This is a genomic window from Priestia sp. MDV22-iso46, from assembly GCF_058629175.1.
In genome coordinates this window covers 1,191,376-1,214,320 of the sequence record NZ_JBZVWT010000001.1, presented here as the reverse complement: position 1 = coordinate 1,214,320, position 22,945 = coordinate 1,191,376, and the positions used below count along the sequence as shown (strand labels likewise).

At 34.1% G+C, this 22,945-nt stretch carries 21 protein-coding genes and 5 pseudogenes; 14 read left to right on the top strand and 12 right to left on the bottom strand.

From position 1 onward, the window contains the following. Positions 1-277: 277 nt before the first annotated feature. Positions 278-385, bottom strand: a pseudogene (locus tag AC4NPH_RS06280) (M4 family metallopeptidase); the annotation flags it as partial. 172 nt (positions 386-557) lie between these two features. On the opposite strand from AC4NPH_RS06280, the gene AC4NPH_RS06275 reads away from it, so the two are divergent. Next, positions 558-989, top strand: a complete 432-nt coding sequence (locus tag AC4NPH_RS06275; protein WP_013056457.1) for an ASCH domain-containing protein — start codon at positions 558-560, stop codon at positions 987-989. A 508-nt stretch (positions 990-1,497) separates the two neighbouring features. Here AC4NPH_RS06275 and AC4NPH_RS06270 read toward each other — a convergent pair. Both AC4NPH_RS06270 and AC4NPH_RS06265 read right to left on the bottom strand, forming a co-directional pair. Then, a complete protein-coding gene (locus tag AC4NPH_RS06270; RefSeq protein ID WP_013056458.1) occupies positions 1,498-1,773 on the bottom strand; it encodes a DUF4145 domain-containing protein in 276 nt (91 codons plus the stop codon). Positions 1,774-1,892: 119 nt separating this feature from the next. After that, positions 1,893-2,744, bottom strand: a complete 852-nt coding sequence (locus AC4NPH_RS06265; protein ID WP_491938661.1) for a LysR family transcriptional regulator — start codon at positions 2,742-2,744, stop codon at positions 1,893-1,895. Between the two features lie 127 nt (positions 2,745-2,871). On the opposite strand from AC4NPH_RS06265, the pseudogene AC4NPH_RS06260 reads away from it, so the two are divergent. From AC4NPH_RS06260 to AC4NPH_RS06240, 5 genes and pseudogenes are all read left to right on the top strand, one after another. Then, positions 2,872-3,330 (top strand): annotated as a pseudogene (locus tag AC4NPH_RS06260) (DsbA family oxidoreductase); the annotation flags it as partial. Beyond that, positions 3,324-3,539, top strand: a complete 216-nt coding sequence (locus AC4NPH_RS06255; RefSeq protein ID WP_491938735.1) for a thioredoxin domain-containing protein — start codon at positions 3,324-3,326, stop codon at positions 3,537-3,539. The pseudogene AC4NPH_RS06260 and the gene AC4NPH_RS06255, both read left to right, overlap by 7 nt. A gap of 51 nt (positions 3,540-3,590) precedes the next feature. Then, positions 3,591-4,694, top strand: a complete 1,104-nt coding sequence (locus tag AC4NPH_RS06250) for an NADH:flavin oxidoreductase (RefSeq protein WP_491938660.1) — start codon at positions 3,591-3,593, stop codon at positions 4,692-4,694. 246 nt (positions 4,695-4,940) lie between these two features. Further along, positions 4,941-5,045: pseudogene (locus AC4NPH_RS06245) on the top strand (DUF8096 family protein); the annotation flags it as partial. Positions 5,046-6,075: 1,030 nt separating this feature from the next. Next, on the top strand, positions 6,076-7,464 hold the full coding sequence (locus AC4NPH_RS06240) for a catalase (protein WP_491938659.1): 1,389 nt from the start codon (positions 6,076-6,078) through the stop codon (positions 7,462-7,464). An 849-nt stretch (positions 7,465-8,313) separates the two neighbouring features. Here the strand turns inward: AC4NPH_RS06240 and AC4NPH_RS06235 are convergent. Next, on the bottom strand, positions 8,314-8,565 hold the full coding sequence (locus AC4NPH_RS06235) for an MEDS domain-containing protein (RefSeq protein ID WP_255286350.1): 252 nt from the start codon (positions 8,563-8,565) through the stop codon (positions 8,314-8,316). 60 nt (positions 8,566-8,625) lie between these two features. After that, positions 8,626-8,874, bottom strand: coding sequence for an MEDS domain-containing protein (locus AC4NPH_RS06230; protein ID WP_231101712.1), 249 nt, complete (start codon positions 8,872-8,874; stop codon positions 8,626-8,628). Positions 8,875-9,265: 391 nt separating this feature from the next. Here AC4NPH_RS06230 and AC4NPH_RS06225 point away from each other — a divergent pair, with 391 nt between their 5' ends. The 4 genes from AC4NPH_RS06225 to AC4NPH_RS06210 all read left to right on the top strand — a co-directional run bounded on the left by AC4NPH_RS06225 (position 9,266) and on the right by AC4NPH_RS06210 (position 12,924). Beyond that, positions 9,266-10,120 (top strand): STAS domain-containing protein, encoded by an 855-nt coding sequence (locus AC4NPH_RS06225; RefSeq protein WP_057274742.1) that lies wholly within the window; start codon positions 9,266-9,268, stop codon positions 10,118-10,120. A 67-nt stretch (positions 10,121-10,187) separates the two neighbouring features. Beyond that, positions 10,188-11,006, top strand: coding sequence for an STAS domain-containing protein (locus AC4NPH_RS06220; protein ID WP_279824880.1), 819 nt, complete (start codon positions 10,188-10,190; stop codon positions 11,004-11,006). A 721-nt stretch (positions 11,007-11,727) separates the two neighbouring features. After that, entirely contained in the window at positions 11,728-12,000 is a 273-nt protein-coding gene (locus tag AC4NPH_RS06215; RefSeq protein WP_429582280.1) for a GlsB/YeaQ/YmgE family stress response membrane protein, read from the top strand. A 450-nt stretch (positions 12,001-12,450) separates the two neighbouring features. Continuing rightward, positions 12,451-12,924: a hypothetical protein gene (locus AC4NPH_RS06210; protein ID WP_049787047.1), complete on the top strand. Its 474-nt coding sequence runs from the start codon at positions 12,451-12,453 to the stop codon at positions 12,922-12,924. A gap of 370 nt (positions 12,925-13,294) precedes the next feature. Here the strand turns inward: AC4NPH_RS06210 and AC4NPH_RS06205 are convergent, their stop codons facing one another. Then, positions 13,295-14,329, bottom strand: coding sequence for a DUF3231 family protein (locus tag AC4NPH_RS06205; RefSeq protein ID WP_057274744.1), 1,035 nt, complete (start codon positions 14,327-14,329; stop codon positions 13,295-13,297). A gap of 446 nt (positions 14,330-14,775) precedes the next feature. After that, positions 14,776-15,165, bottom strand: coding sequence for a PhzF family phenazine biosynthesis protein (locus AC4NPH_RS06200; RefSeq protein ID WP_491938658.1), 390 nt, complete (start codon positions 15,163-15,165; stop codon positions 14,776-14,778). A gap of 79 nt (positions 15,166-15,244) precedes the next feature. On the opposite strand from AC4NPH_RS06200, the pseudogene AC4NPH_RS06195 reads away from it, so the two are divergent. Further along, positions 15,245-15,762 (top strand): annotated as a pseudogene (locus AC4NPH_RS06195) (L-dopachrome tautomerase-related protein); the annotation flags it as partial. Between the two features lie 242 nt (positions 15,763-16,004). Here AC4NPH_RS06195 and AC4NPH_RS06190 read toward each other — a convergent pair. The 5 genes from AC4NPH_RS06190 to AC4NPH_RS06170 are packed head-to-tail and all read right to left on the bottom strand — an operon-like array spanning position 16,005 to position 18,320. Then, positions 16,005-16,304 (bottom strand): spore coat protein, encoded by a 300-nt coding sequence (locus AC4NPH_RS06190; RefSeq protein ID WP_029324473.1) that lies wholly within the window; start codon positions 16,302-16,304, stop codon positions 16,005-16,007. Between the two features lie 18 nt (positions 16,305-16,322). Then, the gene (locus AC4NPH_RS06185) at positions 16,323-16,517 is read right to left on the bottom strand and encodes a hypothetical protein (RefSeq protein ID WP_013056471.1); all 195 of its coding nucleotides are present in this window, start codon (positions 16,515-16,517) and stop codon (positions 16,323-16,325) included. Between the two features lie 17 nt (positions 16,518-16,534). Further along, a complete protein-coding gene (locus AC4NPH_RS06180; protein WP_013056472.1) occupies positions 16,535-17,671 on the bottom strand; it encodes a zinc-dependent alcohol dehydrogenase in 1,137 nt (378 codons plus the stop codon). An 18-nt stretch (positions 17,672-17,689) separates the two neighbouring features. Continuing rightward, the gene (locus AC4NPH_RS06175; protein ID WP_013084321.1) at positions 17,690-18,058 is read right to left on the bottom strand and encodes a spore coat protein; all 369 of its coding nucleotides are present in this window, start codon (positions 18,056-18,058) and stop codon (positions 17,690-17,692) included. Between the two features lie 16 nt (positions 18,059-18,074). Continuing rightward, entirely contained in the window at positions 18,075-18,320 is a 246-nt protein-coding gene (locus AC4NPH_RS06170) for a hypothetical protein (protein ID WP_013056474.1), read from the bottom strand. Between the two features lie 268 nt (positions 18,321-18,588). On the opposite strand from AC4NPH_RS06170, the pseudogene AC4NPH_RS06165 reads away from it, so the two are divergent. The 3 genes and pseudogenes from AC4NPH_RS06165 to AC4NPH_RS06155 form a co-directional block, all read left to right on the top strand. After that, positions 18,589-18,849, top strand: a pseudogene (locus AC4NPH_RS06165) (low molecular weight phosphatase family protein); the annotation flags it as partial. A 318-nt stretch (positions 18,850-19,167) separates the two neighbouring features. Beyond that, a complete protein-coding gene (locus AC4NPH_RS06160; RefSeq protein WP_308334102.1) occupies positions 19,168-22,155 on the top strand; it encodes a substrate-binding domain-containing protein in 2,988 nt (995 codons plus the stop codon). Further along, entirely contained in the window at positions 22,130-22,840 is a 711-nt protein-coding gene (locus AC4NPH_RS06155; protein ID WP_013056477.1) for a LytR/AlgR family response regulator transcription factor, read from the top strand. Before AC4NPH_RS06160 ends, AC4NPH_RS06155 begins: the two co-directional genes overlap by 26 nt. The last annotated feature ends 105 nt before the right edge of the window (positions 22,841-22,945 follow it).

Below are 22,945 nucleotides of genomic sequence, written 5' to 3'. Positions count from 1 at the left end.
ATGACTTCTAAATCGTTTATAATGCTTCGAACAATAACCTAAACTCTTGTGTTTACCATTGCACCCTTCAACCTGACAAACGCTTTTTGTTTGGCTTTTCGGAAAATAAAGTGGATCCCAGTATTCGGTAGTACTTAGAATTTCGCGTGCTTTTGTAAAATATGCATACTTCATATCACTATAAATATTAATTTTACTTACGCCTAGTTGAATCGATTCACCAGTTGAATTCCTTCCGTTACGTAAAATTCCACAATTGGTATAAAAAACCACATTAAATCTGTTCGTTTAAAGCTCCAGGCTGCTTTTCATATTCTAGCCCGCTTGTGAACTGGGTCACTACATGTGTAAGTTCGTGCCCAATCACATCTAGTGAGTTTGTAAAACCTAACAAAAATAGTTTGCTGATTAATATATGATATTAATGATCACTGGTCATGACTCATGCCTCATAAATTGGATCTCCGTGAACTGATATTCTGCCTTTTGCTCATAATATTCCTTTAAAGGGACACTCTATAATCAAAATAAACTTCTATAGGTTGGAGGCTGTCAGAATGAAGGTTTTATCAATGATCCAGCCGTGGGCAAGCCTTTTTGTCCTTAGAGAGGCAACATATGAAACAAGGTCATGGAGAACGAATTATCGGGGGCCACTTGCCATTCACACAAGTAAAAAAATAGATAAAGACGTCTCTAACCATATAGCCATAAAGTCGTTGCTTGGTAAGCACGGATACACACCAGAGAATCTTCCAACTGGCCAGATCATTGCTGTATGCAAACTTGTAGATTGTTTGAAGGTAACTGAAAACAATGAGACATGGGCCATTCTGGAGGATGGTCGAATCGTATCAGGGAATGACTATTTTATGGGTAACTTTATAGTGGGAGGTTATGCTTGGGTAGTTGAGGATATGCAGATGCTGGATGAATTTATTCCAGCAAAGGGAAAGCTAGGATTATGGGAGCATGTTTTAATTTTATAGGAGCTGATACATTGCACACGATGCGCTGAATCAGCTCCTTCAGGAACCCACTTTTCACGCACAAAATCTTCTAGCTTCTTTATTTTTTCAGACATCTATATATTTTGATTCGTGAATTAATAGAAAATAATAAAGTTCGAAAAAGTATACCTTTACGAACTTTACTTTCAGATATAAAATCCATTACTCTTAACGTTCACTTATATTTAAAATCACTTTACAAACGTTCTTTAAAAACGACACACTTTTACGAACACTTTTGGTAAAATAAAAGAAAGAAACTCGTCAGAATAGTTTATGTTAAAAGCCTCTATATAAAAATTGAAATGTATTATTAAAAAAGTCTTTCTAAAATGCTTATATTTTAGAAAAATATTCATTTATCGTCAGTAAGAGTAATGATATAAAATAGCTTTTTAAAAGTCAGTTTTTAAATTCACTTTAAATTTGTTAAAGTTTACGGTGAGCGCATTACGATGCCTTTAACATAAAAGTAAACAAGGTATGCTTAACCTTGTTTACTAGTGACTCTAGTATTACGTTGTTCAATTCCCTTTCTTTTCCCCTCAGGTAACAATTCATAAATTTCATCAATTTCTTTTAATTGTGTAATCATTCTATCTACAACAAAGTTCAATAGTCTAAATAAAGCAAATGCAACATTAGCGTTATCCTTTATATCTATAGTACCTGGATGCACAGCTTCGTTTCCTATTACTCGTAGGTTATCTAACGCCTTTTCCACCTCTTTTGGTAATCCTTTTCTTACCAATTGTCCTATCATGCTATCAATACTCCCTTTTTTATTGCTATTACAATGTTAATTTTTTAGTTGTTGTTAGTGCTTTAGATAATGCGTATTCATTATGAATACGCATTAAATGTAATTTGGGTAGTAAAAGATTATTCCCATCCCTTAGCATGTTCCCTTATCAATTCATTCATTTTTAAAATAGCTGGTGAGAGCCATTTATCTTTGTGATAAGCAAGGAAAGTAGAAATGGCAGGATGATCTGGCGGTACTTCTTCACCCGACAATTTGTTTGTCATTAGCTCTTCTTTTACTGAGAAATAAGGAACGAGCGAAATACCAAGACCACTTCTAACACACTGCTTTATAGCCTCAATACTTTGAAAATCCAGACTCTCTTTTACATCCATTTGCTTGTAATTTATATAGTGTTCAAAAACAGATTTATAACTGCATGATCGCTCGGTATATAGTACTGTGCTAGAGTCTTCAACGTCGTTAGGGCGTATTAGAACCATTTTTTCTCTTTTCAAATTCTCCGTAAAAAGTTCTGGAAGGGATAAATCATCTTTCTCGAGTATCAATGCAAGATCAATATCTCCGTTTTGTAAATATGATGTTACATCATAATTATCAATTGATTTTAAAGAGAGACTAACCTTCGGATATAATCTCTTATATTCAATTAGTATTGGGGGGATACGGTCTATTGTGAGTGATTCAGAAATACCTATAATGAGGTTTCCAATCGGCTCATCATTGGTGTTTAAAGCTTGTGAATATAAATCAATGATTTTGGCCGCATACGGTAAAAAGTGGTGACCATATTGAGTCAACACCACTTTTTTACCTAATCGATCGAATAAGGGTTTTCCCAATTCTCTTTCTAATTCTTTAATATGGGTGGTAACAGACGATTGAGCATACCCGAGAAGATCAGCTGCTCTTTTAAAGCCATCTTTCTCTACAATCGTTTTAAATGTGACCAGGTGTCTAAGCTCCATATTGCTTCTTCCTTCCTTAGTTCAATTTTATTGAACGTTACGTTCTGATATATCTATTTTACTGATTATATATTGTATATTATTATAAGGGCATAACAAGTTTGTTATCAATAGTAACAAATTAATTATGTTAAGGAAGGCGGTATTATACGTGACGGTAAAGATAAAGGTTTATTCTGATTACGTTTGTCCTTTTTGTTTTCTAGCTGAACAGCCATTGGAGGCAGCAATTAAAGGAAAGGATGTAGAAGTAGAGTGGATGCCTTATGAATTACGTCCTTTTCCGACTGAAACTTTAAAGCCTGAAGGGAGCTATCTACAGAGCACTTGGAGACAATCTGTTTACCCTATGGCAGAAAGAATGGGAGTTAATATAGTACTTCCAGAAGTTTCTCCTCAACCATATACTCATTTGGCATTTGAAGGCTATCAATATGCAAAGGAAAATGGGAAAGGAAACGAATATAACAAACATATACTAAAAGCTTTTTTCCAAGAAGAACAAGATATCGGTGATATTAATATACTGACCAAGCTAGCTGGCGAAGTCAATTTAAATACAGATGAGTACGATCAGCTCTGGAAACGAGAAAGTATCGGGAGACACATCAAAAGGCACTTCAACATGCATATAAAGAAGCAGATATCTCTGCAGTGCCCACTTTTATTATTGGTGATACCAAAATAGCTGGTATTCGTTCTAAAGAATCTTTTGAAGATATTATTGCAGAAGAAATTAATAAAAAGCAGCCTGATTTCCCAGAGGGTATGGCGTGCGGAATTAATAGGTGTTAATTCAACAATTTATCACCATATATAATTTTAAATAAAGAAGGAGTATATATTATGCCAAACAACAATTTACTTTTCGACACAGTGAAATTAGGTAGTATTACAATTGACAATCGCGTAGGTGTTGCCCCAATGACACGCACAAGCGCTACACCAGAAGGTGTAGCCACTGACGAAATGGTTAATTATTATGCGAAATTTGCTCGTGGAGGATTTAGTTTAATCATAACTGAAGGAACATATCCAGATGATGCTTATAGTCAAGGATATTTCGATCAACCTGGTATCATTAATGACGAACAAATTAAGGGTTGGAAAAAGGTTACAGATGCTGTTCATCAAGAAGACGGAAAAATAATCCTTCAATTGATGCATGCAGGTGCTTTATCTCAAGGAAATCGATTTGTAAAGGACTCAATTGGGCCATCAGTTGTTGAACCAAAAGGAGAACAAATGAAGGTTTATGGTGGTAATGGTAAATTCCCAGTACCTAAAGAAGCAACAAAAGAAGATATTAAAGTAGTAATTAAAGGATTTGCTGAGGCTGCAAAGAATGCTAAAAAGGCTGGTTTTGATGGAGTTGAAATCCACGGTGCAAATGGATATATCCTAGACCAGTTCTTAACAGATTATGCAAATAAGCGAACTGATGAATATGGTGGCACTACTGAAAATCGTGTTCGTTTATTAGTAGAGGTTTCAGAAGCAGTGCGTGAAGCAGTTGGAAAAGACTATCCAGTTGGTATTAGAATTTCTCAAGGTAAAATAAATGACTATTATCATAAGTGGGCCGATAAAGAGAAAGACGCTGAAATTATTTTTGGTCAGTTAGGACAAGCAGGACTAGACTTTATCCATGTAACAGAATTTGAAGCATGGCAACCTGCATTCTCTGAAGGCGAAGAAACTGGAGCTACTCTTGCAGCATTAGCTAAAAAGTACAGCAAATTACCTGTTATCGCAAACGGAAGCCTTCATGACCCAGAAAAAGCGAAAGAAATTATCGAAAAAGGTGAAGCAGATGTCATCACTTTAGGTCGTGGAGCACTTGCTAACCATGACTGGGCAAACAAAGTGAAAAATGGAGAACAACCAGACGAATTTGTACCAGAAAAGACATTAAGTCCTGACGCTAAAATCAAAGGATTTGAAGTGTAGATATTCTCCGTGCATTAGTAATAGTGCCTTATTTGAATAAGAAAAAACCAAATTTTATAATTAACATAGTAACGCATAATGAATAGGGTGATGAATTAGATAAAATTCATCACTCTATTTATTGCTTAAGTCTTTGGCTACAAAAAAGTTTGTGAATAGAAGGGTCCTTACATATTAGACATGTCTAATATGTAAGGACCCTTATTTTAACTATATTATTTGAATTTCAGTCTCGATAATAAGATAAGTGGTCGATGCGACAATTGCAATTCAGCTTACTTCAAAAGTTCCGTAAAAGGTGGCGTTTTCTTACGTGAATGTAGAGAATGCGGAATGAAGAAGAGTATATAAAATAAAAATGTGTAGTTTCAATATATAGTATCTGGGTCCTTAAGAACTCAAAAGGGCCTATATCTGTTTTTATTAAGTTTTACTAATAGGTTTTTGAGTTTAAGTGAGGAGGTTAAGAGCATTCAGGTATTATGGTTTAGGCTCAATGTAAGAAGGAAACTCAGAAGGATGATGTGTGTCTATTATAAGTAATATATAAATAAACATAATCAATATAATACTTATCGCAATTAATGCAATGAAACGGAAAACCTTCTTAATTTTTTTATGTCTTCGGAATTGATAAAGATCAATAACATTATTCATATAAATCCTCCCCGTCTTATTTTTTAGAAACACAGAATAAAAAAAGGAAGATAAAACCTCCTCACTTATAACTCATAAGGTAGTTTTATCTCCCACTATACCATTATTTCACCTTTATTATACTTATAATTTAAAATTATCTGTTATTTACAACGTTAGCAACATGATACACAACATTGAGAATTAGATTGTGTTACATTGGGATTTCTAGATGCAGTACTTTTTTTTAAAAAAAGTTTCTTCAGTTGATAAATTAGTATCATGTCTCTGTTGATGGGATGCATGATCAATTACACGTTGTTCTTCTAGGATTACGAATTCTAATTCATACATCATAATCAATCACTCCTTTTTAAGCCTCGTTCTTTCGCTCTTTATTAGCCTTACTTGAACAACACTCAACATCTCCTATATGAAATGAAATCAAATCTTACATCACTATCTGCCCATCCCTACTGCCGTAAGAATTCTTCTTTATTTTTTGAGTGGATATGCAATGTTACCAAAGTGCTTACGTATCTACTACAAGCTTGTTAATTTTCATGAGAATATTTTCTTCGTTTTTTAAATTTATTTGACCTTTGCTTGAAGCCAAAAAATGTTTCTAAGCCAAAATTCCCACTCGTAATTTTAATATTTTTAGTCATAATTGCCATGAGACTTAGCATACATAAGTGTTGTGTTGTATTAAAATAATTGAGTTGGTCATATAGGAGGTAGGATTATGGAAGAAAACAAGAATACGGAGAAAAGTAATAAGTTAAAAAATCCTAGGTCTACACAATGGGCAGAGGATATACCAGCAAAATTTCATTCGCAAACTATAGGTGAAAGAGGTCCAATACTAGAGCAGGACAGTATTTTGCATGAAACAATGGAAACGTTTGTTCATGAGAAGATTATAGAAAGGCCGGTACATGTGAAAGGGTTTGGCGCTTTTGGATACTTTGAGACACAGCATTCTATGTCCGAATACACAACACTTTGTTTTTTACAGCAACCTGGCCAACAAGTTCCCACCACAGTAAGGTTTTCTCTTGCTGTAAGTAATAAGGGTACTCCAGATACCTCTCGTAATGTGCGTGGATTTGCTACTAAATTTTATACACAAGCAGGTGTTTTTGATCTTGTTTTTAACCATATTCCCGTGTTTTCTGTGAGAGATCCTATTCGTTTTCCAGAGTCCATTAAGGCATTTTTACCCTCATCAGTAAATAATTTAATAGACCCTGAACGATTTTGGAGCTTTGTAGCTAGAGCCCCTGAATCAACTCATTTCCTTGTTCGACTTTACTCGGATGCCGGCACAGTGAAAAGTCTGCGTCATATTTCTGGTCATAGTGTAAATACCTATGTATGGAGGAATGCACGAGGAACTCGTCATTATGTCAAATATCGTTGGATTCCATTTGCTGGTGAACAGTATATTGACCGTCATGAGGCACATCAGTTAGCCTGCGAAAACCCTGATATTGCTGGTAAGGATCTATATGATACCATAGCAATGGGAAAGACGGTGGAGTATGGGCTCTATGTACAGCTTATGAAGCCAGAAGATGAAGCTATTCTTTCTTTCGATCCTTTAGACGATACCAAGGTATGGGATGAACAGCAATACCCCTTGTTACCGGTTGGACGATTAGTATTGGATCGTAATCCAACTAATTTTATGGAACAAGTAGAGAAAATAGCATTTTCACCGTCGAATCTTCTGGAGGGAGTTGAATTATCCGACGATAAAATGCTTCAAGGGCGTGCAAATATTTATTCGGATTCACAACGTCGGCGCTTGGGGCCAGATTTTCGTAAAATTCGAATCAACCATCAAGAAAATTGGTCACCTGACTCCCTCATGACTAGTGGAAATGGTAGATGGGTAGAGGGACGACTTATACGATCGGACTTGCCTGAAACCGATGATTTTACGCAGGCTGGTGAATACTATTGTTCTCTTTCTCCTGTGCAGAAAGAACATTTAGTGGACAACCTCTCCACTGATCTTGCTGGCATATCAAAGGATACACAAAATATTGTATTAAGCTATCTATGCAGTGCATCAGAGGAACTTGGGAAGAAGGTTACTCAACAAATTGAAATGCAAACAAGAAGATAGTTTTAAATTTTATTGTCTTTACTTCCTTCAAATTAGCAAAACCAGCCCAATAATTATATAGCAAAAAAGAAGGGTTTCAATCCTTCTTTTTTTGCTTTGATTGCTTATTTTAGAAACTGAGATATACAATTTGTTGTGGTGCTATTGATTTCAAAAGGACAACCTTCAGTATATAAGAAATGAGAACATCCTGCATAACCACCTACTCCTTACCTACTGCAGTAAGGTTTATCTGTCATTTTTCGAGTGGACAGGCAATCTTACTCTAGTAGCTACATAGTATCTAAAGAATTCCGATTCCCTTACCTAATTGGTATCTATTTCGGTAGCATAACACATTCACATTGCGTAATTGAAGCTATTCTAAAAGGGTGGATTTTTAAAAGGATTTTAGGTTTTTAAGTCCAAATAATAGGTTAATATTTACTTATAAAGCAATTGAAGGGTGTAGAAATGGAGGGGAGTAAATTGCCTAACAAAGAATATCTATACTACCTTATAAAGTTAGGTAAGTTATATTATGTAAATTAATCATGTAGAAACGTAAAAAGGAAAGAAATCTCTAGTTACGAATTTACAAATGATGAATTGGCCTCATTTCTCTTTGACACACAATCCATTGCAAAACAGACCGCGGATGAATGTGGTGGTTATATTGTAATTAGAAACGCTACGTTTGAAGATTATATTAGAGAAGGAGAACGTTGGAGTAAATATATAGATTATAAAGAGAAACATGTATGGAAACTCTATAATGTTAAGTAAATAGTGAAATACTTTCGCTATAATAGTTTTTACATTTATATAACTTGTAGAAAAAGTAGATTGTTGGCCATACTTTTAATAACTTCACCCATTGTAAAAGGGGGAAATAAAAAAGTTATGATCTGTCATAATGTATTGATGTAATTGCTGCAGAATAGTATCCAAAGTACAAGATAAAGAATCAGCAGCATATGCACAAACTGAAATCATACCTTCCTCCTTAACAAAATTATCGGCAGTTGATTCAAATTCTTCTAGTAAAAGAACATCTGGTTTCTCTGAAGCCCATTCTACGTGAGCCCATGTTTTTGTCATTGTATTTTTCATTTTCAACATAGACAAATCTTCTTGAAAATGAGTAAGAATAGTTTTGGTGTAAAAATCACCATTTGCCAATTAATAATCAAAATTATTAATTAAACGAATAGATTCTTTTTGTTTATGATTAAACTTTTTATCAATATTAGCTTTTATTAGAGGAAGTGCCCTCATATTCTCAATTATCAATATACGTTGTTTACTCTCTAATCCATTCTTAATAAAACTCATTAAATTATTTATGTGAAATTGTTTATCTTCAAAACGGTAAAAGACATGACCTATATCAAATTTTTTAGAATTAGATATAGGATTAACTGTTTTCATAGTTCACCTCAGAGTGATTTTAGCAAAAAAATTTAAAAACCTATAGAATAATAAGATATTCCTATTTGTGTTAATTTTACATATTCCGATGTTGAACGTCCTTTAATATATTGAGTAAACTATTCAAGTTGCCATAGAGCATCAGCTTAACGTCTATTTTTATGATGTGTATAACATACAAGATTTCTATTTATTGGATTAATCATATCATAGCAGACGAATTCGACTTTGATTTTTTACCCTTTGTAACAAATTTGTATAATAAGTACTAAAGATGATAATAGAGAATTTTATACTAAGAAATTAACGAAAAAATAAGTATTTTGACACGTGGTGGTATAATTAATATAAAAACTAAATAATAGCCTCAACAGGCTTTTCGGAGGAAAAGATGGAAGATGAAATAGGATTTTTAGGGGATAAAATCTTAGAATATAGATTTAAAATCGCTAATGAGGTACATGAGAGTAGAATTAGTGGTATTACAGAAGAAGAAAAGAAGAAATTGGCTCCTTTTGAAGTTGAACTTATTAATATTCGTGCTCACTTTATAAGTCTATTTGGTGAAGTTCTTAGGGATCATCTAGATGAAGAAACAGCACTCCAAAAATTTACACAATGGGGAAAAGAAACAGGAGAAATGTTTTTCAATTTGAAGGTTTCATTGGATGAAGCGTTAAAAGATACAAAGTATTATCGAACTTTCTTATGGGAGACACTAAAGGAAGTAATAAAGAAAGATAAGATGTCAATAGATACTGTATTTGAAGTAGGCGGAATTATTGATCCTCTTCTCGATCATGCAGCTTATTCCTTTAGTTTAAGTTATGTGCATTTCTATCAATTAACTCTTGAACGTGCGCAAAGTACATTTCTTGAATTATCGGTTCCTGTGGTACCTTTAGCCAAAGAAATCGCTGTGTTACCTCTTATTGGAAATATAGATACGGAAAGAGCCAATTATCTAATGGAAGAAACGTTGAAATCAGCAAACAGACTGCAGCTTCAACGTTTAATAGTAGATTTGTCGGGTGTTTATATTATAGATACCATGGTAGCAGATCAAATTTTTAAAGTGATAGACTCTTTAAGATTTCTCGGTGTAGAAACAATTTTGACAGGAATTCGTCCGGAAGTTGCACAGACCATTGTAAGTATAGGTATTGATTTTAGTAGCTTAACTATAAAATCAAGTTTACAAAAGGCGATAGAAGATCTACTTATTCGTGTCAAAAACAATAAATAGAGAAAGCAAGAGATAAAATGACTAACTAAACGTATTCATGAATAAGAAGATGAGGAAGTGACAATTATTGAAAGGGATTATAGGCGTTGCTAGATACTTAAATGATAACGCAGAAATGTTAGCAAATGAAATTGTTCAAAAAATTTCTCAAAGCCCTAACTTTGAGGCTCTAAAGGAGGAACTTGAACAAGCAATTATCGTCTATACTGAATTTATTAGGTTTTTAGGAAAAAGTCTCCATAGCAGTGAAAACAACGTACCTGAAGGACTTGTTGAATGGAGTAAGACCAATGGTAAGCGTACAGCATCTCAAGGGGAGAGAGTCTCTATGATTATTACACGCTATCCTCCTACGCGCCTAGTCTTCATCGATTACCTTACTAAAATAAGTATAGAGCATGGACTTTCTTCAGAAGAATTTGTATTTATTAATAAACGATTTAACTATTTGCTCGATATAAGTATTAATGAAACGATTGTAGTATTTGAACAAGTGAAAGATAAAATTATTCAAAAAGCGCAACAAGAAGTATTGAAATTATCTGTTCCTGTGGTCCCCATTCAAGATAAAACCGCTGTTCTCCCACTAATTGGCTCTATTGATTCAGAAAGAGCTGAATATATCTTAGAGAATGTTATCTTGAAAATTATTGAAATGAAGGTAGAGTATCTAATTGTTGATTTTTCAGGTATTTTAAATATAGACAGTATAGCTGAACGTTACCTCTTTGATATTTACAGTGTTCTTCGCTTACAAGGTATTGAGGTAGTGATGACAGGTATACGACCTGAACTTGCCCAAACAGTTGTTAGAAATGGCATTGATTTCTCCTCTATTAAAACTTATGCAACTGTTAAACAAGCAATAGCAACTCAAGAAAGCTAGGGGATTAAAGTTCCTAGCTTTCTTGAGTTAAGTTGATTTAAGATATATATCATATAAGAGATTAGTTACCATAATGTAAATTATCAGAGATCATGTGTCAATATGTGTCGAAAGGGTAATGTAAAAGATATAACATCAGGAGGGAAGGAGATGCTCGATAACTATGAACGTTTCCTATTGTATAGGGAAATTAAATGTTTAATTGCGGATTATGATAAGTGTAGGCTTCTACCTACTAAGAACGAGTTATACAATCAGATAGTATTTTTAAAAAAAGTAATTAAATATGGATATGAAAAAAGAATATCTAGATAGTAGAAGTTATATATTTGTTTAGAAAAACAATTGATCTTTAAATCGGATTGTTTTTCTCTTTTTTATATAAAAGAATAGGTTCTTATCACTTAAACGAAATAAAAAGGAGACAATGACAGATCATTGCTAATATGCATAGTAGCGATGATATCTTAGTGATCTCTAGTTAACATAAAACGAATTATACGACCCATAGAAACAAATAAATTTATGATATATGGATTATTTTTATTTAGGAAATTCATATGGTGAATAGGAATAGCACTTAGTAACTATTTAAAGAAATCTGTGTGAAATTTTCTACTTAACTGAGAGAAAAGCCTCCAAATAAGAAAAAATCCCACGATTAATTCGTCTCATTTAGGGGTAAAGTCAACTAAATCTTTTAACAAGGAGACGATTCTTAATGGAAATACTATGGATGCTAATTGTTGGAGGGATTATCGGATGGCTTGCTAGTTTAATTACAGGCCGAGATGTCCCTGGAGGAATTATCGGTAATATTATTGCTGGTTTTATTGGTGCCTGGTTAGGTGGACTTATCTTAGGTAATTGGGGACCAGTCTTAGGTGAATTTGCAATTATCCCAGCTATTATTGGATCGATTATTTTAGTGTTAATTGTAAGCTTTATTATGCGCAAAATGGGTCAAAACAATAATCATGGTCATCATGCATGAGAAAGAGATAAAATGTAAATTGGAGTGACTAGTAATACTACTCTAATGTTATCTGACTTTATTGAAGAGAAGCAATTCAAATTAAATTCTTACCTTATTTATTTGCTCAGTATAATTGATATACATGTTAAAAATGAGACGAGAGTTTGATGAAAAAACAATTGCTTTGCAATAAAAGAACGGAAAAAATACAAAAATTGAATCAGAATTTCTTATAAGCGACCTTATAATTCTAATTGAAATTAATGAGGTCGCTTATTATTGGTGTAAATCTTTAAAAACTATGAGTCGGTATATTTCCCTACAATCAATGTTAATGATTAATAAATCCATGATAATATTTGTTTATGTACATTATTTATCGTGATAAGTAGTGAAAAATGACGTTCCCTTTTTATAGTTTGTTATAATGAAAGTATGTATGATACGGGGAGGGTAGAGAATTTGAGTATGATACTTATTAAAAACAGCGAAGAAGTAATAAGAGAAGCAAAACATCAACTTCATACAACCATGGATGATTATCAAACCAAAATTATCTCTATTTTTGATAAACACCATATTCTAATGAATCAACGAATTAGATTAATGATTCTGCTGTCGGATATAAAGGAGCAAGCTGTATTAATTGGAAAACATGCTGCAGTCAAAGGGAGACTAGAGTATGAAGGGCAGGATCAATTAATTACAGAAGTTATAGATGAAGTTCCTTTCCAGTACAGTAAAGAAACAGTAACCGATTTGGAAGATAACATACAAATCAGTAAAAAGGGGATTGAAGATATAGCAAAAGAGTGTGGGTTAGATACTGAAAAAATAGTTAACCTAAAAGCTCTTTTACTTAATTTAAAGGTATCTAGTTACATAAATGGACACTATGAAATGTATGTAAAAGATAACACTTTATCTGGCAAAAGATCTTAGAATGTTAGGATAATACGAATAAAGTGTTAAATATACGTAAAACTAATTAAGACGTCATGAGGCATCAGTACTTAAACATAAAATATGTGTAACAGAAAAACTAATGTACGGGAGCAGTGGTTTTTCTGTTTTTAAGCTTTATATGATATACATGTTTAGTTAAGTCGGGTAAGTTAGGGGCATCACTGCCCCTGCCTCCCCTAAGAACCGTGCGAGTCCCTTTTAACACGCATCGGCTCAAGCCTCTCATTGCAGGTCCATTTGATGTCGTATCTTCTTTAGGCACCATAATGGATTTTATCAGAAATCACATGCAAAAAATCCCTTTTATTAAGGCTTTTTTGTTGTTTTCTCACTTTTATCAAAGATACTATTTTGAAGCTAGATTTTCTCTATCTACAGCTTCGGGTGGGATTTCCATCCATTCATTCTCTATCAGAATATTTGATGCGTCCTTAACAAAATTTGCTATATTCATTAATGACTTTCCATATAGTAACGCTAAATCATGTCTTCCATTTACAGCTAGTGAATTCCCAAATGCTCGTATTTTCATGGAAAACATATCGACCTTATGAAACAGCATTAATTTATCAGAAAAAGGTGCAAAAGTTGAAGTGGTGACTAAATGATCAATAAATCCTGGAGCTGGTAAGCTCTCATAGTGAAGTTTTTCCATGTAACGTTCAACTGCTTTATTTGTAATGTCTTTCCCTTTTATAAATATGTCTCTAACCTTTTCCCTTTTGGCAACTTGACTAAAGGCCATGATTAAGGCTTTGCTTGTTACGTTATTTTCAATATTATCGTATAAATGAGCTATTTCTAATGCGTGTAGGGGACGAACGTCTCCAACAAAACCACTCAAATAATCAGTGTCGGCAATTCTTACTTGTTCTGGAGCTGGAATAATAGGTGGTTCAATAATAAGGCTTTTATCCATTAAAATTGTTTTAATTTCTTCCACTAATTCCATTGTCGAGTTCATACAATAAGTTAAGAAATTGCGTACATCTTCTCTATACATCAAAGGTATAGCAATGCTATAAATGCTAAGTCCTGCTTTTGCTGCATATTTTAAGTAATGTACATAGAACTCGTCTGCAAATAATCTTGGAGCACCTAGATTAACGTCATCCTCCGTAAAACCATGTGGAAGAGGTATGTTTTCTTTGATAAAGATTTCCTTTACACTCCTTTGAAATTCTTCAGTTAATCTTTTCGCATGTTCTACTAGTTTTTTTATGTCTTGATCTTCAACATGTTGTAGAAAATAATTTAAAATACAATTAGACATGCTGTTACCCATATAGGTTGCCCAAAGTTTTCCCATTTCTGGTGCTGTCAATTTTCCATTGAAATTTGACTTTTTTGAGCCTATTTTAGTTGGTTTAATTGTTCTCATGTATAATCTCCTAAGCTTATTTTTTCTTAGAGTTGCCTTTTATATCATTTTTATTCTTTGTAGTCTTTAAACATTATATTGCTACTTTATCCAAGCCTATTAAGTAAATTATAACCTTTGTTATTTGTATAAGAACAAAGTTCACTCCTCAAGGCTTCATTAGCTTTTTCTATCTTTTTTCATAAAGTTTATTTCTTTAAATAAACTACTTAAGACGGATTGAATCATCACTTTACGACTACCTTTCAATAAACAAAAAAAACCACTGAATAGGCCCAGCGTTTTTTCTGTCCTTAAGCTGTATATCTTATACATGTTTAGTTAACATAATCACTCTTTTTGGAATAACTTTATAAGATTGAACACCAACAGGACAGTTATACCTCTTAGAAAAAAATGAAATTATTGCACCAGAACCCTTTTTTCTGTTGTTGAATGTTTTTTCCTTAGAGTAACAATTCATTGAAATGACTTTTATAAATAGTAATGGCCTTACCAGTTATATAAGCTAAATCATCTTGATAATAACTGAATAACTCTCCAGCTTTTTCAGAGGATTGGAAAGCATATAACTGTTTTTTACTTAATCTTTGACTCGAATAAGGAGCTAGACCACAATGGGCTGAACCCGTTACAAAATTTTCTTCTATTCCAATTCTAGGAGCAAAATAACGAGGAATAAAATCATACTTAGTTGCAGGACTGGTTACGACTAAATCCGTAATAGGCAGAGTAGCAAGGAGGTTTAAATTAGGAACAAGTCCTTTCAATAATTCTTCATTTGCTACTTCTATAAGGTATCGATCACTATTTTTGGCAACCTTTAAGAGAGGCACATTTACCAATTCCTGGATAGTAGATGTAATAGGTACATCAGTAGAGAAAGCTAATTGAACCCATTTTCCACTAAGGTGAGCAAATTCATCTTCACCGGATTCTTATTTTTTACCGAAAGTAGAAGGTGGAATTTTGATGAATCGAAATCCAGATAGCGGTGCTTCTCCCTTTAGATTGGCGTCTGATGGTATAGCGATTTCTCCCGATGGAAAGATTTTATTTTTTTATCCACTTACCAGTTGTCATCTGTTCTCAATCTTAACAGAATCCCTAAGAGACAGAACGATACCGGACATGGATTATATCATGTGGAGTATTGGGGAGAAAAAGGTGCGTCTAATGGGATGATCACAGGTGCAAAAGGAACCGTTTATGCTGGAGACTATGAAAACAACAGTATCCGTAAGATGTTGCCGAATGGCATAATGGAAACAATCGCATATGATCCGAGAATTTTGTGGCGGGATACTTTTTCAATTGGTCCGGATCAATATTTGTATGTCATTTTGACTCAATTACATCTGCAGGCTAGATTTCATTCTAGAAAAGATTTAGGACAGAAACCTTATAGTTTACTTCATATGAAAATTGATTAATTTCCTTATACTACTATTTGGTATAAAGAATAATTGGTTCATTTTTTAATCTTTGAACGGGTAAACATGAAGCCAATAGTTCGTAATTGGCTTCATTTATCTCTAATTCTAAAAGAAAAGACATCAAATTTGTAATCGTAAAAGAAAATGGCCAGTGCAATCGTATATTTCCATTATTTAAATATAAATGGTTTATTAGGAACAGTTTAGGTTGGTAATGTTAAACTGCTCCTATTTTATTTTTATAGAGTGGGTAAGTTCAATGCTGTATCGATATTATTTAAATCTAAAGTGATTTGTTCGTTTGTATCCCAAGCATGGTACCATCCTTTTTCTACCATGTATGCAGAAATTTGTTCATGCATATCAAGAGCTTCCACTAAATGGCGAGTGAGCATTTCTTTAATTTCAGGTGTTCCTGCCTCTGTAACTGCCATGGCGTAATTTCTAACTCCACTTTTAGCTGCAATCAATAAATCCATTGCAACCACTTGATCCGATAGTGCATTCATGCCAGTTAAATTTTCAATAATTGGATTCATGTTCATTCATCTCCTATTTTACTGCTTAGCGTTGGAAAGGATAGAAGCATATTCTTGTAATTGTCTCGCAGATACATCAATATCTTGTTGCATAATATCTTTTAATTGCTGATCTGTAACTAACCCTCTCATCGTTTTGGACTTAGTCAAACAATTGGTCTTAAATGCAGCCATTTCATGGACCTCAAGAACTTCATGTAAGGCGTAATTCATTTTTTCTACCTCCTTCCTCAAGGTTTTAACAAGACTTTTATACAATTATCCATTTTGGTGTCAAAAATCTCATAGCCACGCTTTGCTTCACTAAGTGGAAGTACATGACTCACGACATCTCCTGGATCAATTTTTCCGGTCGAAACTAATTCAAACATATATGGCATATAGTGAATCACAGGTGCTTGTCCAGAGCGAATATTGACGTTTCGGTTCATAATATCTCCCATTGGGAATCCATTATATTTGCCACCGTAAACGCCTGTAACTTGGATTGTCCCGCCTTTACGTACTGCTTGTGAAGCCATGATAAACGCACCAAATGCTCCGCCCTGCAGTTTCATTCCACTCGCAAGGAACTCCATATCAGTCATTTTAGCGTCCATACCAACTGCATCAATGACAACATCAGCGCCGCCCTTCGTCATTTCTTTCAAATGCATTCCTGCATTTTCAAAATGTTCGAAATTTACAATTTCAACTTTGTTGGTACGTTTGGCGTGTTGCAAACGATAATCTACATAATCTACGGCAATGACACGCTTTGCTCCTTTTAGCCAACAGAATTTTTGAGCAAAAAGACCAACCGGACCACAGCCAAGAACAATAACTGTGTCTCCACCCTTTACGCCTGCATTGTCAACACTCCAATAACCAGTAGTCATTGCATCGGCAATAACTGCTAACTTTTCATCTGGTTCTTCACAAGTCTCTGGAATTTTGAAATGAGTAAAGTTGGCAAATGGTACTCTTAAATATTCAGCTTGCCCACCTGGATAGCCACCCGTCGTACCAGAATATCCGAAATAGGCACCCATATCACCATTATCATTGGAATTATCACATTGGCTTTCTAAATGGTTTTTACAGTAAAGACATTCACCGCATGCTATATTAAAAGGAATAATGACACGATCTCCCTTTTTTACCTTCGTCACATCTGGACCAACTTCTTCGACGATTCCCATTGGTTCATGGCCAATCACATAGTTTTCTTGCAGGTTAGGAATCATGCCATGAATTAAATGTAAATCAGATCCGCATATAGCTGTACTGGTTACTTTAATAATCATGTCATCTCGTTTTTGAATCTTTGGATCTGGAACTTCTTTGACTACAACATTTTTAATGCCTTGATACGTTACTGCCTTCATGATATATAGCCTCCAGTGTTAGTGTTCATCAGGTGTTCGGTCAAACAGACCTTTTCTATTGGTCTCAACAGGAAATAGATTCATTTTGCCAATCATCAATGTATTGTTGGCAGAAAGTTGGTCTAATTGATATTGTTCACTTAATTCGTATGGATGGAACCATTTTTTACTGATCATTAGTTCTGTAATTTCTTGGTGCATGGCAATTCCTTGCATTAACTGTTTTCGTAAGAGAGTTCTAACATCAGGTGATGCGGACTCCGTTAATGCGACTGCGATATTGCGAACACCTTCCTTGGCACGAAGAAGAAAGTCCATCGCAAATGTGGTATCTGCGAGCTCTGGTACGTGTAGCGAGTTTATAGGATCTAAATAGTCATGATTCAATGAATTTACCTCCTTTTTAATTTATTATTGGTGTTGGCCGGTTTTGAGGAACAGGGGCTTCAAAAGGTGCACGTTGATAAATTGCCTGTAATTCTCCCAGCGCTTGTATCGATTGTTCAACATCTTTTTGCATCAATGCTCTCAAATCATCATCAAATACAAGTCCTTGCATTAGTTTTGATTTCGCTAAGCAAAGGGTTTTAAAATTAATAACTTCATGTAGATCCAATGACTCATGATCGGCTAATTTCTGAATATCCATTTCTGATTACCCTCCTTTTTACGTAAATACAATGTTATTGTTCCGAATATAGGAGAAAACATTCTATAATTTTTGTATAGGTGAATTATATTGGTTTGTTTAATATTCTAATAATTAATAAAATTAATTCATTTATGATAGCAGAGGCTAAACGCTTCGATAGTTTTTTTCTTGTTAGCTAACTGATAGGTTAGCTGAACAAGAAACCCTTTTAATTACATCAAATTTTTTTGATTTAAATATGGCATGGCAGAAAGTTGGGCTAAAAAGTGCTGGGCTTGAAGTTCATGCTTTAAATCCTAATGCCATAAAAGTAATGAAAGAGGTAGGAATCGATATCTCAAACCAAGTATCTTATGTAATCAATCCTGAAATTCTTGATAATACTACTTTAGTTGTGACACTATGCGGATACGCAGTAGAGCATTGATCTGTAACTCCTCTACATGTGAAACAAGTTCACTGGGGTTTTGATGACCCGTTAAAAGCAGAAAGAACAGATGAAGAAAAATGGGCATTCATAATTCGAAGCTTTTATGTAAAGTTCCATAGACGGATTAACGACATAAATATCTTTCCTTTTAGGAATGTCAAAAAGACGACTCCCTGTTTTGATCCCTTCCTTCTTTAATAAAGGTTTGGCAGCCCCATGGGTAAGTATTGTTAGACTAATCAATATAGTGAAGCTTATAATAAGAAAAGTATAATTTGTAAAGCGATTACAATAATCATTACAAATGAATAATTGGTTTCAAATTAATCTTTAAGCACTGTAAAGAACGTAAAGTAAGGGATTCATCATATAGAATCCATATTATATTTTTTTAACTAACTAGGGGCGAAACAAATGAAGGATTCCAGATATATTTCACAATCAGGCTTTACTGATACCGGGATGATTTTTAAGTTTGTACAAAGAAGTAACGAGTTTATTCATACTTTTGCCGAGGGAGAATTACTGTATACATTGGGTTTTAATCGAGAGGATATCGTCGGAAAGACGCTTCATGATTTTTATTGGGATGATATTGACACTGCCAATTTACTAAACGGTTATTACAAAAAAGCATGGGAAGGACAGTACATTGAATATGAAGGTGAATTTAGAGGTATCTATTATGTAATTTATTTAAGACCTTTATTTCATAAGGATAAAGTAGCTGAAGTAGTCGGAACTTGTGTGGACATTACTAACAAAAAGATTATGGAAGATGACATTCTTCAAAAAGAACAAGAACGAAAATTAATGAATTCTTATGCATTCCAGCGTAGTTTGATTGATCGGTTACATAGTGGGATTGCAGTAACAGATTGCAATAAAAAAATAAGGCTCTTAAATAGGAAATTTTATGAGCTTTTCCAGTTGAAGGGGGAAGTTGATTGCCATATTGGGATGCAGGCTTCGGATTTACATTATCTTTTTGATAAGGAAATTAATAAAAATAAGTTCGAAAATAGAGAAAAACGAACGAGAACTACGAAAGAAATTAAAATAGATACAGGTATGACACTACGCTACAATTGTTTTCCTTTAAATGAGGAAAATGATTTTGTAGGCTACTTGTGGGAGTTTGAGGATATCACAGAACAAAAAAAAATGGAAAGAGTTATTATTCAGGCAAAAGAAGAAGCTGAAAAAGTGAACATGGCCAAATCAAGTTTTTTGTCTAAGATGAGTCATGAACTGCGTACGCCGCTGAATGGAATTCTGGGTTTTGCTCAATTATTGGAGATGGATGAATCTTTAAATGAACAGCAGCGTGATTTTGTACAGGAGATTTTAAGTGGAGGAAGCCATTTATTAAGTTTAATTAATGATATTTTAGACGTGTCAAGAATAGAAACAGGAAATTTAAAGATTTCTGTAGAGGAAGTTCATCTTCTAACTGTCATCAAGGAATGCATCAATATTGTACAACCATTGGCTAAGAAGAAGAATATCAGTATTTATAGCCAACTGGATCAATGGGAAGATATGATCGTTCTTGCTGATCCTATACGTCTTAAACAAATATTGCTGAACCTACTTGATAATGCTATTAAATACAATCAAGAAAATGGAAAAGTCATCGTTTTCTGTCGTTTACAAGAGAATAAGCAGTACATTCATATCGTAGATACAGGTGTGGGTTTTTCTGTAGAGGAATATACTAAAGTGTTTGTTCCATTTTATCGAATTGAAAGTACAAAAGAAGAAGGTACAGGGATTGGGTTATCTTTAGTTAAACAGCTGGTGCATCTAATGGGAGGGGAGATTAATGTAACAAGCAATAAAGGAACAGGAAGTGAGTTTTGCTTTAGTCTTCCTCTTCCAAATGATTTAAAGACTGTCATACAATGGGGTGAACAAACTAAATTTCCTCCAACAAATAATAGGAAGGAAGATAACTATCGTTTGCTATATATTGAAGATAACGAATCCAACTTGCACTTAGTAAGTAACATCATTAAATCACAGCCTTCCTATACGCTTTTATCAGCTTGTACAGGAAAAGAAGGAATAGAAATTGTAGCAAACGAAAAAATAGATTTGGTTCTTCTTGATATTAACCTCCCAGATATTAACGGATATGAAGTATTTGAAATTTTAAAAGCAGGCAAAGAAACGAAAGATATTGCTGTCATCGCTGTAAGTGCCAATGCAATGCCAAAGGATATTCAATATACATTGGATAAAGGATTTAATAACTATTTAACAAAGCCCATTCATGTACAAGAGTTTTTGACAATCCTAAGTGAAACGCTAAACAATACAATTAATCAAAATATTCCGGATCATAAAATTTTAAGTACAGGACCACATGGCGAGGAAGCTGTCTCAGCAAAAACACTTCGGTTATCTTTGAAAGAGCTAAAAAAAATTAAGAAAAAGAAATATAGGGCTGCTATTGCCATGCATTATACTGGAAGTGATTGGTCAAGGTCTCAATTGGAAGGAATGCAAACTACTTTTGAGAAAATGGGCATTGAGGTAGTAGCCGTGACAAATGCAGAATTTAAATGGAAAAAGCAAGTAGCCGACATTGAAAGCATTTTAGCCAAAAACCCCGATATCCTGGTGAGCATTCCAGTTGATCCAGAATTGACTGCAAGCGTATATCAAAAAGCGGCCCAAGCTGGTGTGAAGCTGGTGTTTATGGACAATACACCGAATGGTTTGCAGCATGGGAAGGATTATGTAAGTATTGTTTCAGCTGACAATTATGGAAATGGCATTGAATCGGCCAATATCATGGCTGAAAAATTAGATAGAAAAGGTAAGGTTGGGATTATCTATCATGATGCTGATTTTTTTGCAACCAAACAAAGAACGGAAGCATTTGAAAAAACTATAAAGGAAAAGTACCCTGACATTCAAATTGTCGATCGCAGGGGCATTACTGATTCGAATGATGGAGAAAAAGTGGCATCCGCTATGATTGCTGAACATCAGGATTTAAATGGTATTTTTGTTGTATGGGATGTACCGGCTGAAGGAGCTTTGAGGGCAACTCGTACTGCAAAAAAAAGCAATTTAGTCATTACGACAATGGATTTGGGTATGAATGTCGCCTTGGAAATTGCACAGGATGGACCTATTAAAGGACTAGGTGCCCAGCTACCATACCAGCAAGGAGTCGCCGAAGCGATTCTAGCAGGGTACGGCCTACTTGGAAAACAAGCGCCACCTTATGTAGCCGTTCCGTCTCTAAAAGTAATGAAAGAAAATGTAATTGATGCTTGGCAGCTCGTTTATCATGAAGATGCTCCAGATATTATTCAAAGTGTTGCGAAATCAAGAAGCGCTAAGGAAAAGGGGGAACAACAAGATGAAAGTATTGATCGCAGACGATGATGTTACCTCAAGAAAATTGTTAAGGTACTTTATTGGGAGTTTATCCAAATATAAAATTGTCGGAGAGGCCGCCAACGGTGAAGAATTGATACACTATGTTACGAAAGAAAAACCGGATCTTGCTTTAGTAGATATCGGAATGCCCTTATTGAATGGGATGGAAGCGGTTAAAGCATGTAAAGAACTTTTCCCGACTTTACAAGTTATTTTTATTACGGGGCATGATGATTATGCACTTGAGGCATTTAACGTAAAGGCAGTGGACTATATTTTAAAGCCAATTGATAGAAATCGTTTATATGGTGCTTTAGAAAGAGCCTCCCAAGTGTCTATTTCACTAGTTGATAAAGAACATTCATTTAAAAAGGATTTAATGATTAAACAGCAGAAAAATATAGTTTTTATTCCATTAGAAGAAATTATCTTTATTGAAAGACTTGATCGGAAATCTGTCATTCATACTAAAAATGGTAAATTTGAGACAAATGAAGCTTTAACCAGCTTGGAAGGTGCCGTTGATTCTAGGTTTATGATATCTCATAGATCTTATATTATAAATGTGGAACTTTTAACAAGAATCGAAGCAACTGGTCAAATGTATAAAGCTTATTTTAAAGATTATAAGGAAACTGCAAGGATTTCCAAGCATAAAGTAGACAATCTGCAAAGGTACAAATTATTATAAACATGGAGCTCAGCAATAAGTGCTGAGTTTTTTTAATTTGTTGTTTTTTTGTTTATATGGATAAAAACGACGCTTAAAAGGAAATTTAAAGAGTTTGAATCTCAG